Annotated in this window: 12 protein-coding genes and 1 pseudogene; 12 read left to right on the top strand and 1 reads right to left on the bottom strand. The window is 64.0% G+C overall.

Translation table 11 applies throughout. From position 1 onward, the window contains the following. Positions 1–101: 101 nt before the first annotated feature. The 5 genes from BXE_RS03765 to BXE_RS03745 all read left to right on the top strand — a co-directional run bounded on the left by BXE_RS03765 (position 102) and on the right by BXE_RS03745 (position 3,830). Positions 102–755: a protein-L-isoaspartate O-methyltransferase family protein gene (locus BXE_RS03765; protein ID WP_007175974.1), complete on the top strand. Its 654-nt coding sequence runs from the start codon at positions 102–104 to the stop codon at positions 753–755. A 64-nt stretch (positions 756–819) separates the two neighbouring features. Beyond that, the gene (locus tag BXE_RS03760) at positions 820–1,143 is read left to right on the top strand and encodes a rhodanese-like domain-containing protein (RefSeq protein WP_007175975.1); all 324 of its coding nucleotides are present in this window, start codon (positions 820–822) and stop codon (positions 1,141–1,143) included. A 252-nt stretch (positions 1,144–1,395) separates the two neighbouring features. Continuing rightward, positions 1,396–1,863 carry a DUF2844 domain-containing protein gene (locus tag BXE_RS03755; RefSeq protein ID WP_011487090.1) on the top strand — a complete coding sequence of 156 codons (468 nt, stop codon included), beginning with the start codon at positions 1,396–1,398 and terminating at the stop codon, positions 1,861–1,863. A 15-nt stretch (positions 1,864–1,878) separates the two neighbouring features. Beyond that, complete coding sequence (locus BXE_RS03750) at positions 1,879–3,240, top strand: DUF3443 domain-containing protein (RefSeq protein WP_011487089.1); 1,362 nt, start codon at positions 1,879–1,881, stop codon at positions 3,238–3,240. 140 nt (positions 3,241–3,380) lie between these two features. Then, on the top strand, positions 3,381–3,830 hold the full coding sequence (locus BXE_RS03745) for a DUF2844 domain-containing protein (RefSeq protein ID WP_007175978.1): 450 nt from the start codon (positions 3,381–3,383) through the stop codon (positions 3,828–3,830). A 165-nt stretch (positions 3,831–3,995) separates the two neighbouring features. Here the strand turns inward: BXE_RS03745 and BXE_RS47070 are convergent, their stop codons facing one another. Then, positions 3,996–4,157 (bottom strand): hypothetical protein, encoded by a 162-nt coding sequence (locus BXE_RS47070; protein WP_233518867.1) that lies wholly within the window; start codon positions 4,155–4,157, stop codon positions 3,996–3,998. Positions 4,158–4,333: 176 nt separating this feature from the next. Between BXE_RS47070 and BXE_RS43830 the strand changes: the two are divergent. The 7 genes and pseudogenes from BXE_RS43830 to BXE_RS03705 form a co-directional block, all read left to right on the top strand. Next, positions 4,334–5,443: pseudogene (locus BXE_RS43830) on the top strand (DUF3443 domain-containing protein); the annotation flags it as partial. Positions 5,444–5,832: 389 nt separating this feature from the next. Next, positions 5,833–7,131 (top strand): urea ABC transporter substrate-binding protein, encoded by a 1,299-nt coding sequence (urtA, locus tag BXE_RS03730; RefSeq protein WP_011487087.1) that lies wholly within the window; start codon positions 5,833–5,835, stop codon positions 7,129–7,131. A 209-nt stretch (positions 7,132–7,340) separates the two neighbouring features. Next, complete coding sequence (gene urtB, locus BXE_RS03725) at positions 7,341–8,999, top strand: urea ABC transporter permease subunit UrtB (RefSeq protein ID WP_007175982.1); 1,659 nt, start codon at positions 7,341–7,343, stop codon at positions 8,997–8,999. Position 9,000: 1 nt separating this feature from the next. Then, a complete protein-coding gene (urtC, locus tag BXE_RS03720; protein WP_007175983.1) occupies positions 9,001–10,182 on the top strand; it encodes an urea ABC transporter permease subunit UrtC in 1,182 nt (393 codons plus the stop codon). Then, positions 10,179–11,042, top strand: a complete 864-nt coding sequence (gene urtD / locus BXE_RS03715) for an urea ABC transporter ATP-binding protein UrtD (protein WP_007175984.1) — start codon at positions 10,179–10,181, stop codon at positions 11,040–11,042. The genes urtC and urtD overlap by 4 nt, the downstream gene beginning before the upstream one ends. 45 nt (positions 11,043–11,087) lie before the next feature. Then, positions 11,088–11,780, top strand: a complete 693-nt coding sequence (gene urtE, locus BXE_RS03710; RefSeq protein WP_011487086.1) for an urea ABC transporter ATP-binding subunit UrtE — start codon at positions 11,088–11,090, stop codon at positions 11,778–11,780. A 116-nt stretch (positions 11,781–11,896) separates the two neighbouring features. Next, entirely contained in the window at positions 11,897–12,778 is an 882-nt protein-coding gene (locus BXE_RS03705; protein ID WP_011487085.1) for an urease accessory protein UreD, read from the top strand. Positions 12,779–12,804: the final 26 nt, after the last annotated feature.

The following is a 12,804-nucleotide window of genomic DNA, read 5'->3' as shown; positions in this document are numbered from 1 at the left end:
CCGCAGTTACCCTGACGCGCCTTGCGTGCCGAGTTGTCCTTGCGAGGCCGGCGGTCAGTGGCACATCGCAAAACTCGCCAAACCACAGAGCCGAATCCACCATGAACATCGAGCAAGCGCGTTTCAACATGATCGAACAGCAGATCCGCCCCTGGGAAGTGCTCGACCAGGACGTGCTGAATCTGTTGTCGATCGTCAAGCGTGAAAACTTCGTCCCCGCCGTCTATCGCGACCTGGCCTTCGTCGACTTCGAAGTGCCGCTGCCGGCCGGCCAGCACATGCTGGCGCCGCGCGTCGAGGCGCGCGTGCTGCAGGAACTGGCGGTGAAGAAACACGAAAGCGTGCTCGAAATCGGCGCGGGCTCGGGTTACATGGCCGCGTTGCTCGCGCACCGCGCGCAGCACGTGCTGACGGTCGACATCGAACCGGAACTGGCGGAACTGGCGAAAACCAACCTGATCGCCAACGGCGTGCTGAACGCCGAAGTCGCCACCGGCGACGCTTCCCGCGGCTGGCCCGCCGCCGCGCCGTACGACGTGATCTGCGTGTCGGGCGGCCTGCCGGTGCTACCGCAGGAAATTCTCGACCATCTGAAGATCGGCGGCCGTCTGGCCGCGTTCGTCGGCACCGCGCCGGTCATGAAGGCGCAGATCATCACGCGTATCGACGAGAAGCAGTACCGCATTGCCGACGTATTCGAAACGTATGTCGAGCCGCTCATCAACGCCGTGCAGCCGTCGCGTTTCAAGTTCTGATTGGCACGCTGACCCGGACGGCGGGCCTGCCCGCCGTCCCTGAATTGAACCGGATGTCCTCCTGATGCAAAACCTGACCGCTCCGGCGCTCGCCGAATGGCTCGCCGACACTTCGCGTCCCGCGCCCGTCCTGCTCGACGTGCGCGAGCCGTGGGAAATCCAGACGGCGGCCATCGCCGGCGCCGTGTCGATCCCCATGCGTGAGATTCCCGCGCGCAGCGAAGAACTCGACGACGATGTACAGATCGTCTGCGTCTGCCATCACGGCGCGCGCAGCGCCCAGGTCGCGATGTTCCTCGAATCGCGCGGCCACACCAACGTGTTCAATCTGCAAGGCGGAATCGACGCATGGTCGCGTCAGGTCGATCCGTCCGTTCCGACCTACTGATTATTCAGCCGCGGTGAAAATGGAGCGGCCGTTGTTGACGGCCGCTCTAATGCTTGCTTATGCGCGCCACGCGCTCTACGCGCAGGCCATCAGTTTTTCTCCGCTTCCCTCGCTTCCAGTTTGCGCCCCCAGGCATACAGCTAACGTCACGCTTTCATTGCGCCGCTTCACGCATGCACTTCAGAAATTTCATACGGTTTCCTGAGCATCGCGCAGGCAACATGCTTCGACCTTTTTTGGGGAAGCAATGTGATGAGATTTTCGAAGATCGCGATGCTGGCCGCAACCTTGTTGCCGCTTGCGTCGCATGCAACGCTGGGCGGCGCACCGGGCGCGGGCACATCCTCTCCGACCGTGCTGCGCGCCGTATCGCCGTCCGCCGCCACGGCACCGGTTCAACCGGCGAACGCAGCGCCCTACTCCCTGCACCAGTCGATCGACGCCAACGGCGTCACCCTTCGCGAATACGCACTGCCCGGCAACGTCGTGTTCGCGGTCTCGTGGGATGGACCAATCCGTCCTGATATGACCGCGCTGCTCGGCAGCTATTTCCCCAACTTCGTCAACGCCGGGCAAAGCCACGCACGTGGCACGGGGCCGCTGGTCGACGGCAACGACGATTTTCGCATCGAGTCCTCAGGCCGATTGGGACGCTTCAGCGGCATGGCGTGGTTGCCTCGCCTGATGCCCGCCGGCGTGCGTCCGGGCGATCTGCAATAAGGCGTGCGTCGAGCGATGAAAAAACAAAACATGAACACATTGAAAAAGACGCTCTGGCTCGCAGCGGCCATTACGGGAATCGCGCTTTCCGCATGCGGGGGCGGCGGCAACGCAAGCGGCAACCAGGCGGGCAACTCGATTGGCTGGAACGCCTCGCCTGACTGGATCAACCCGTCGGGCGGCTCCAGTGGTTCGAGCAACTCCGGTAACTCGGGCAATTCAGCACCGCCGGTTACCGGCGACAACACGGTGCCGGTTCGCGTCGATGCATCGACGGGCAACGTCAACCGGCTTTTCGCGTCGGTCACGGTCTGCGTACCGGGAGCGCCGGGAGCGCAGGGAGCACAGGGCGCCGGCCAGTGCGTGACGGTCGACAGGATGCTGGTCGATACCGGCTCGACGGGCGTGCGCATCGCAGCCCGCGCCCTACCCACGCTGGCGCCTCTATTGCTCACGCAAGCCGGCGCAGCCGACGACCCGATCGGCTCGGCGCCGATTGCCGAATGCATGCCGTTTGCCTCGGGTTTCACGTGGGGTTCGGTCAAGCGCGCGGACATCACGATCGGCAGCAAGACGGCGAGCAATATTCCGATCCAGTTGTATTCCGACGGCGCGTTCTCCGCGCCTGACGATTGCGTTGCGCACGGCGGCGGGGACCTGGGCGCCGCGCTCGAAGGCTCGGGCATCAACGGCATTCTCGGTATCGACAACTTCACGAGCGATTCCGCGGACGCCGTAACCACCGCGATCCCCGGCAACTATTATTATTGCCCGTCGCAAAACCATTGCATCAGCACGCGCATGCAGGCAAGCCAGGAAGTCATGAACCCGGTTGCCGGATTCGCCAGGGACAACAACGGCACGGTCATCCGCCTGCCCGCCGTGCCCGCCGCCGGCCAGGCAAACGTTGCGGGCCTGCTGGTGTTCGGCATCGGCACGCAGCCGAACAATGCGTTACCGGCCAATGCCACCGTCGTTGCAGTGGACAAATACGGCAGTTTCACGACGCAGTACCAAGGCCGTGTGTTCAACCGCAGCGCAATCGACAGCGGCACCATGAGCTACGCTTTCCCGGATACCGCGATTCCCGTATCCGCCGCCGGCTTATATACGCCGACCAGCACGCTGAATTTGACCGCGACGATCGATCCCACCAACGGAAAAAGCGCGCCGCTCCAGATGCCCTTTACCGTCGGCAACGCCACCAGTCTCATGGCCAGCGGTTATGCCGCGTTTAACAACATTGGTCAGAACTTCACGAGCAGCAACAACAATATGTTCCTGTGGGGGCTGCCGTTTTTCTATGGCCGCGACGTCTACACGGTGATCGGAAACGCGAAGATCGGCAATCAGACCGGCCCGTTCGTCGCATTCTGACGACGAGTCTCTAACCGGCACAGGAGGCGCCGCGCTACCGCGGCGTCTCACGCCATTTCCGATTTTCCATTCAGACTTTTCCGGCAATCCCAATAACGTCCCGCTGGCACCATGCTCCGATCTGTTTCTGGAGCAATGTGATGAAATTTGCGAAGGTCGCGCTGGCCGCTGCGGCATTGTTGCCGCTCGCGTCGTATGCGGCGTTGGGCGGTGCACCAGGTGCGGGCTCGGCGCCGCAACCGTTGTTTCGCGCGGCAACCTCTAACGCCGCTTCCACCGCCGCGGCTTACACCGTGCGCGCGTCGCGTGACGCCAATGGCGTGACGGTGCGCGAATACGTTCTGCCGGCGAACGTCGTGTTTGCCGTCACATGGGACGGACCCGTACGGCCGGATATGAGCGCGCTGCTCGGCAGTTACTTCCCCAACGCGGTTGCGGCCAGCGCGGCGCGCGCGCGTGGCACGGGTCCGTTGATCGAGCGCAACGGCGACTTCCAGATCGAGTCAGCAGGCGCACCGGGGCACGCCTCCGGCAAAGCGTTCCTGCCGCGCCTCGTCCCCGCGAATGTGCGTGTGGAAGATCTGCAATGAAGCGGCGGGGCGACACACGCATGACAAGAAACATGAAGACATTCAACCACTCCCTTTGCTTCGCGATCCTGAGCGCCAGTGCGGTTCTGTCCGCCTGCGGTGGCGGCGGTGGCGGTGATAATGGCGATTCGAGTGCGACGCAGGACAAGGGAAGGCCGGCGCCGGTCACACCGGCATCGGGTACGCCGACATCGGGTTCTGCGCCAACGCAAAATCCGACGCCGACGCCACGCCCCGCTCCGAGCCCGACGCCCGCGCCGGCTTCAAGCCCGGCAGCGACAGCCACGTCGAGTCCGGCTGCAACGCCGAGTCCAGTTCCGAGTCCAAGTCCGGCGCCGAGTCCGAGTCCGAGTCCGAGTCCGAGTCCGAGTCCGAGTCCGAGTCCGAGTCCGAGTCCGAGTCCGACACCAACTCCGAGCCCAACTCCGGCACCAACTCCCACTCCGAGCCCAACACCAACACCAACACCAACACCAACACCCACACCCACAACCGAAGCCAACACCGTCCCAATCACCATCGAACGTTGGACCGGCGACTACGCCAACCAGCCATACGTAACTGTCACCCTCTGCATCCCCGGTGTGCAGGGCGCAAACCAATGCGCAACCATCGACCACATGCTGGTCGACACGGGTTCAGCAGGCGTACGCGTGCTGGCGAGCGCGCTCGGCCCGGCGCTCGCGGGCCAGTTGCCGGCGCAAACCGGCGCCACCGACGACCCCACCAGCGGAGCGCCGATTGCCCAATGCGCGCAGTTCGCGTCGGGTTACGCGTGGGGGCCGATCCGGCGCGCCGACGTGACGATCGGCGCCAAGGCGGCAGGCAACCTGCCGATCCAGGTCATCGGCGACAGCGCGTATGCCACCCCTGCCGACTGCGCGTCGGGGGGTCTCGGGAACATCGGCACGGTAACCGACCTCGGCGCCAACGGCGTGGTCGGCATCAGTTCCGCGGTGCGCGACTTTCCGCTCGCGGCCCAATACGCGTTGTCGGCGACCTATTACTATTGCCCGTCCACCGGTTCGTGCAGGAGCACACGCGTCCCGCTCGACACGCAGGTCATGAATCCGGTGGCCAGCTTCACTTCGGACAACAACGGCACGATCATCCGTCTGCCCGCCTTGCCGGCGGGCGGTCAGGCAAGCGCCACGGGCGAATTGGTGTTCGGCATCGGCACGCGCCAGAACAACAGGCTGCCGTCGAACGCCAGCATCATTGCGCTCGACAGCAACGGCTTCTTTACGACCACCTACAAGGGCGCGTCGTTCGGCCGAGGTGTGATGGACAGCGGCTCGAACACGAACACGTTCCAGGACCGCGCGATCCCGTTCGACTCGTGGGGACGTTACACGCCGCCGACCACGCTCAGCCTGTCCGCGATACTCAAACCCGGCAGCGGAGCAACGGCGTCCGCGACCGTGCCATTCCAGGTAGCCAACACGGCCAATCTGATGAACGGCCCATACGCGGCGCATGACGATCTGGCCGTCTATACGTCGCTCTCCAGCTACTTCATCTGGGGCCTGCCGTTCTTCTTCGGCCGCGACGTGTACACCGCGTTGAACGGCGCCAGGATCGGCGCGCAAACCGGCCCCTTCGTCGCGTTCTGAGCGCGGCGACCTTGCTCATGTGACACGCAGGCCGGCGCACCACGAAGCGCCGGCCTGCTTTCTCGTTGCCTCCCGCGAAAGCGCGGCGCATGCACAAAGGGGCGGCGGATATGCACCGCCGAAGCCCGCTGGCGGATACGAACGCTTCGTCGCGGCGCGGCACGCACCTGAACGAGGCGCGGCATCCGATCCTGCACCAATTCTGCGCCGCAAGACACATCAGCCGGCTGCCCCGCAGGCGCGTCGCAGCATGCCGTTCACCACGTTCGGGTCGAATTTACTGCATGGCATGTGGCTTGCAGTACACAAGCGGCAAGTCATGCGGGATAAGCCCTGCTGGCTGAAATCGACGCCCATAAACAGTCACCATCAATGGCAAGGGGATATACATGAAACGTCGCAGTCTGTTGAAGTTCGGCTCCATGTCGGGCGCGCTGGCGCTTGCTGGTCAGGTTCCGTTTGCACAGGCGCAGTCGGGCAGCGGTCCGATCAAGGTAGGCGTTCTGCATTCGCTGTCAGGCACGATGGCGATCTCGGAGACCTCGCTCAAGGACACCGCGTTGATGACCATTTCGGACATCAACAAGAACGGCGGCGTGATGGGCCGTCAACTGGAGCCGGTGGTGGTCGATCCGGCGTCGAACTGGCCGCTCTTCGCCGAAAAGGCGCGTCAGCTGATCACACAGGACAAGTGCGCCGTGGTGTTCGGCTGCTGGACCTCGGTGTCGCGCAAATCGGTACTGCCGGTGTTCGAGGAACTGAACGGCCTGCTGTTCTACCCGGTGCAGTACGAAGGCGAAGAAATGTCGCGCAACGTGTTCTACACGGGCGCAGCGCCGAATCAGCAGGCGATTCCGGCGACCGAATATCTGATGAGCGCGGAAGGCGGCGGCGCCAAGCGCTTCTTCCTGCTGGGCACCGACTATGTGTACCCCCGCACGACCAACAAGATTCTGCGCGCGTTCCTCAAGTCGAAAGGCGTTCAGGAAGCCGATATTCAGGAGGTCTATACGCCGTTCGGCCATAGCGACTACCAGACCATCGTCGCGAACATCAAGACTTTCTCGCAAGGCGGCAAGACCGCGGTGATCTCGACGGTGAACGGCGACTCGAACGTGCCGTTCTACAAGGAACTGGGCAACCAGGGGCTGAAGGCGTCGGACGTGCCGGTGGTCGCCTTCTCGGTCGGCGAGGAAGAACTGCGCGGTATCGATACGAAGCCGCTGGTCGGCAACCTGGCGGCATGGAACTACTTCATGTCGCTGCGCAACCCGGCCAACGAAAAGTTCAAGAAGCAGTGGGCCGCGTGGGTCGCACAGAACAACCTGCCGGGCGGCACCAAGCGCGTGACCAATGACCCGATGGAAGCGACCTTCGTGGGCATCCACATGTGGAAGCAGGCGGTGGAGAAGGCCAAGAGCACCGATGTGGACAAGGTGCGCGTGGCGATGGTCGGCCAGACCTTCGCGGCGCCTTCGGGCTTCACGCTCGAAATGGACGGCAATCACCATCTGCACAAGCCGGTGATGATCGGCGAAGTGCGCGCCGACGGCCAGTTCAACGTGGTGTGGCGGACCAAGACCGCGATTCGCGCGCAGCCGTGGAGCCCGTACATTGCCGGCAATGCGAGCAAGCCGGACGTGGTCAGCTCGATTCCAGCGTTCCTGAAGCGCTCGCGCGTCGCCTGACGGGATGACGGGAACGCGTGCCGCGACGGCGACTCTGGCCGTCGCGGCACGCTGAAGCAATCCCGCGACAGGCGCGCCCACCGCGCCTGGGTTGGTGCCGTGCGCGGGCTTCCCGACGGTACGACTTTCGCGCGCAGCAACCCGACGGCGCAACTGCGGCGCGTGCCCACATACCGCGCCGCCCCGCCGGTTTTCCTTCAAGGGCCACTATGGCGTCCTCATTCCTGACATCCACACGACGGTTCGCACAACGATTCGCCCGGCGGCTCGCACCGCGCATCGGCGGCATGGCGCTCGTGCTCTTCGCCGGCGCGCCGCTGGCGGCCTTCGCACTGACCCCGGCCGATGTGGCGCCGCTTGCCGGCGACGACTTCGATGCGAAATCCGCGGCCATCGACAAACTGATCGCCAATCACGACAAGGAGTCGATGGCGGTACTGAAGGCCCTGTCCGAAGACAGCGCGCTCGCCACCGACTCGGGCGCCGTGCTGCTGCAGGACGGCGACACCGCGAAGGACGCGGTCACCGGCAAGACCGTCGCCGCGGGCGACGCCCAGCCGGTCACGCTGAACAATCTGCTGCGCTCGAAAGTGGCGGGCGCACTGTCCGGCCTGCAACTCGATTCGCCAGACAGGGCAACGCGCGAAGCCGCGATCACCTCGTTGCTGCAGAACCCGGATCCGTCCATCAAACCGCTCGTCGATGCGGCTCGCGCGAAGGAAACCGATCCCGCGTTGAAGAAGCGCCTCGACACGCTGTGGGCCATGACGGCGCTGCACGACGCCGATCCGGCCAAGCGCCTCGAAGCCGTGCAACTGGTGGCCGCCCGGCACGACCTCGACATGAACGAACTGCTGCGGCCGCTCATCGCGAAGAAGCCGGACGGCACCTTCGTGGAAGCCGACGACCGCGTGCGCGCCGCCGCGCAAAGCGGCATCGACGAACTCGACGCCATCCAGCGCCGCAGCCAGATCGCCGGCACGCTGTTCGCAGGCCTGTCGCTCGGCAGCGTGCTGCTGCTCGCCGCGCTGGGCCTCGCCATCACCTACGGGCTGATCGGCGTGATCAACATGGCGCACGGCGAATTCCTGATGATCGGCGCGTACGCCACCTACGTGGTGCAGAACCTCTTTCAGCGCTTCGCACCCGGCGCGTTCGACTGGTATCCGCTGCTGGCGGTGCCGGCGTCGTTCGCGGCGGCCGGCATCGTCGGCATCGTGCTCGAACGGCTGGTGCTGAAGCATCTGTACGGCCGCCCGCTCGAAACGCTGCTGACCACTTTCGGCGTCAGCCTGATCCTGATTCAGGCGACCCGCATGCTGTTCGGCGCGCAGAACGTGCAGGTGGTCAACCCGGCGTGGATGAGCGGCGGCGTGACGGTGCTGCCCAATCTGATCCTGCCGTACAACCGGCTGGCGATTCTCGCGTTCTCGCTGATCGTGGTCGGCATTGCGTGGGCCGTGCTCACGAAGACGCGTCTCGGTCTCTTCGTGCGCGCCGTCACGCAGAACCGGCGCATGGCGGCCTGCGTCGGCGTGAAGACCGCGCGGGTCGACTCGTATGCGTTCGCGTTCGGCGCGGGCATAGCCGGTTTGGGCGGCTGTGCGCTCTCGCAGATCGGCAACGTCGGACCGGACCTCGGCCAGAGCTACATCATCGATTCGTTCATGGCCGTGGTGCTGGGTGGCGTCGGTCAGTTGGCCGGCACGGTGATCGGCGGCTTCGGCCTCGGACTCGTCAGCAAGGCAATTGAGCCGTTCTGGGGCGCGGTGCTCGCCAAGATCGCGGTGCTCGTGCTGATCGTGTTGTTCATCCAGAAGCGTCCGCAGGGCATGTTCGCCCTCAAGGGCCGTAGCGCGGAGGCATGAGATGACGTCTGCAACTTCATCGGCTCACGTCGGCGCAAGCGGCGGCGCCCTGCCCGGCCGCGACGCGCAAGCGGGTTTCGCGCTCGGCCTGCCGCCGCGTCCCGCGCTGCTGTCGCGGCGCGCGTGGCTCGCGCTGATCGCGTTGATCATCGTCTTCGGGCTGGGCGTGCCGTTCGCCACGCTGGTGGTGCCGGAGACGAGCGCGCTGCATCTGTCCGCCTACGCGATGACGATCACCGGCAAGTTCATGTGCTACGCGATCGCGGCGCTGGCGCTCGACCTCGTGTGGGGCTACTGCGGCATTTTGAGCCTGGGGCACGCGCTGTTCTTCGCGCTCGGCGGCTACGCGATCGGCATGTATCTGATGCGCGCGATCGGCCACGAAGGCAAATATGGCAGCGACCTGCCCGACTTCATGGTGTTCCTCGACTGGCATCAACTGCCGTGGTACTGGCAAGGCACGCAGCATCTCGGCTATGCGCTGCTGCTGGTGGTGCTGGTGCCGGCGGTGGTCGCGTGGGTGTTCGGCTTCTTCACGTTCCGCTCGCGGGTGAAAGGCGTGTATCTGTCGATCATCACGCAGGCCATGACCTTCGCCGCGATGCTGCTGTTCTATCGCAACGAGACGGGCTTCGGCGGCAATAACGGCTTTACCGACTTCAAGCGCATCGGCGGCTTTCCGATCACCCATCCGGGCACGCGCACCGCGTTGCTGCTGATCACGTTCGCGGTGCTGATCCTCGCGTTCCTCGGCGCGCGGGCCATCGTCACCTCGAAGCTCGGCCGCGTAGTGACCGCGGTGCGCGACGGCGAAACGCGCCTGATGTTCCTCGGCTACAGCCCGCTCGCCTACAAGCTGTTCGTGTGGACGGTGTCCGCCGTGTTGTGCGGGATTGCCGGCGCGCTGTACGTGCCGCAGGTCGGCATCATCAACCCGGGTGAGATGTCACCGGGCAATTCGATCGAAATGGCGATCTGGGTCGCCGTGGGCGGACGCGGCACGCTGATCGGCCCGATCATCGGCGCCTTCGCGGTGAATGGCGCGAAGAGCTTTTTTACGGCGAACTTCCCTGAATACTGGCTGTTCTTTCTCGGTCTGATTTTCGTGCTGGTCCCGCTGTTCCTGCCGAACGGCATCATGGGGCTGATCGAACTCGTGACGCGCAAGAGGAACCGCTCATGAACGAAAACCCGATGGTTCCTGATTTAGCCCTGCCGGAAGATCCCGCCGAATCGTCGTTGAGCGGCGTGGCGAGCATGGGCCGCGCGGTCGTGCCCGGCGAGATCGACGTGTCGCACGGCACGATCCTGTATCTCGAAGACGTGACCGTGAGCTTCGACGGCTTTCGTGCATTGAATGCGCTGACGCTGACGATCGACGCCGGCGAATTGCGCTGCATCATCGGTCCGAACGGCGCCGGCAAGACGACCATGATGGACGTCATTACCGGCAAGACGGAGCCGGATTCCGGCAAGGTATTTCTCGGCCAGTCGATCGATCTGACGCGGATGAACGAGCCGTCCATTGCGCGTGCGGGGATTGGACGAAAGTTTCAGAAGCCCACGGTGTTCGAACAGCATCCCGTATGGGAAAACCTCGAACTGGCGATGAAGACCGACAAGGGCTGGTGGGCCTCGCTGCGCGCGCGGCTCGATCGTGAAGCGCAGGCGCGCATCGAAGAGACGCTGGCGTTGATCGGGCTCGAAAGCGAAGCGCGGCGCCTCGCCGGCGAACTCTCGCACGGCCAGAAGCAGCGGCTCGAAATCGGCATGCTGCTGATGCAGCAGCCGGCGCTGCTGCTGCTCGACGAACCAGCCGCCGGCATGACCGACGACGAAACCATGCAGTTGGCCGAGCTGCTCAATCATCTGCGCGGCACCTGTTCGATGATGGTCGTCGAACACGATATGGAGTTCGTGGCCGCGCTATCCGGCGAGACCGGCAAGGTGACGGTGATGGCCGAAGGGCGCGTGCTCGCGCACGGCACGCTCGACGAAGTGAAGCGCGACGAGACGGTCATCGAGTCTTATCTGGGCCGGTGAAGCGGGTCTCTCAAACGGGTCGGTGAAACGAAGGGTCGAACGGACATGCTAGAAGTAGAAAACCTGAACCAGTACTACGGCGGCAGCCACATTCTGCGCGATGTGAAGCTCACCGTGCTCGACGGCAAACTCACTGTCCTGCTCGGCCGCAACGGCGTGGGCAAAACCACGCTGCTGCGCTGCCTGATGGGTGTCGTGCAGACGAAGAGCGGCTCGATCGCCTGGCGCGGCACGCCGATCACCAAACTGCCCACCTATACGCGCGTGGAAAAAGGCCTCGCTTATGTGCCGCAAGGCCGCGATATCTTTCCGCGGCTGACTGTCGAAGAAAATCTGCTGGTGGGCGCCGCCAGCAAGAAAGCGCCCAAGAAAATCCCCGATCGTATTTACGAGTTGTTCCCGGTCCTGAAGGATATGCGCAGCCGCCGTGGCGGTGATCTCTCCGGCGGGCAGCAGCAACAGCTTGCCATTGGCCGGGCGTTGATGAGCGATCCGCAACTGCTGATTCTCGACGAACCCACCGAAGGTATCCAGCCGTCGATCATTCAGGACATCGGCCGCACGCTGCGGCAACTGGTCGAGGAAATGGGCATGACGGTGCTGCTCGTCGAGCAGTATTACGACTTCGCCAAAGACATTGCGGACCGGTATTGGGTGATGAGCCGCGGCGAGATCATCGCGGGCGGAGAAGGCGCCAATATGGACGCGGACGGCGTGCGTGCGCTGATCGCCGTGTGAGCGGTGCCGGCCACCGCGCGTGCTATTCTCGATGCATCCTGTGGCAGCGCGGTTGAGCGTTGTCTGATGTGCGCAGGCACGCTTTGCTTTTCTCCGTCCGGTCGCATTCCATTCGCATGTCGCTTCACGAAAATCACGCTACTCTCGCTACCGCACAAGCCGGCGCGCATTCGCAATGGCGCGCGCGCCTCGAACTCGGGTTTGTCAGGGAGGGGGAGCGGACTACGCTCAAGCATCGGTTGCATGACGGGCCGTTGCGGGTTCAGAGGCCGCTGTATCCGGAAGGATATGGCGTTTGTCATGCGGTGATCGTGCATCCGCCTGGGGGAATCGCGGGCGGCGATCAGCTTGCTATCGATGTTGATGTCGGCGCGGGCGCGCATGCGGTGATTGCCACGCCTGGGGCGACCAAGTGGTACAAGTCGAATGGGCGCGCGGCGCAGCAGTGTGTCGGTGTGCGCGTCGGCGCGGGGGGGAAACTTGACTGGTTGCCGCAGAATAATATTGTTTTTGATCAGGCTAATGCGAAGTTGGATTTTTCGTTGATGCTTGGGGATGGGGCGACGGCTCTTGGGTGGGATGCGACTCAGCTTGGGCGGCAGGCCGCTGGGGAGAGGTGGTCCGAGGGGAGTTTGCACGCTGTGTCGCGGATCGTTGGCGCTGATGGTGAGTTGCTGTGGTTCGAGCGGGCCAGTCTCGCCGCAAATGACTCGCTGCGCGAAGCGGCTCAGGGGCTTGATGGGTTTTCTGCTTATGGAACGCTTTGGGCGGTGGGGGCGGCTTGCGATGATGCTCTTGCCGAAGCTTTGACAGCTCAGTTGGGGTTTGATGAGTCGATTCGGGCTGCGGCTTCCTGTGTGACTTCTGGAGTGCTGGTGGTGCGCGCTGTTTCGAGGTCTATGGAGATGCTGCAGAAGGCTCTGACCCGGTGTTGGGTTCAGTTGCGGCCCGTTGTGCATGGGGTTCAAGGGGTGCCTTTGAGGATTTGGGCTACTTGAGGTTTTTTCTGGTTCTGGTTCTGGTT

The sequence above is a fragment of the Paraburkholderia xenovorans LB400 genome, assembly GCF_000013645.1.
In the GTDB taxonomy this organism is placed as follows: domain Bacteria; phylum Pseudomonadota; class Gammaproteobacteria; order Burkholderiales; family Burkholderiaceae; genus Paraburkholderia; species Paraburkholderia xenovorans.
This window is presented reverse-complemented; position numbering and strand designations above follow the sequence as displayed.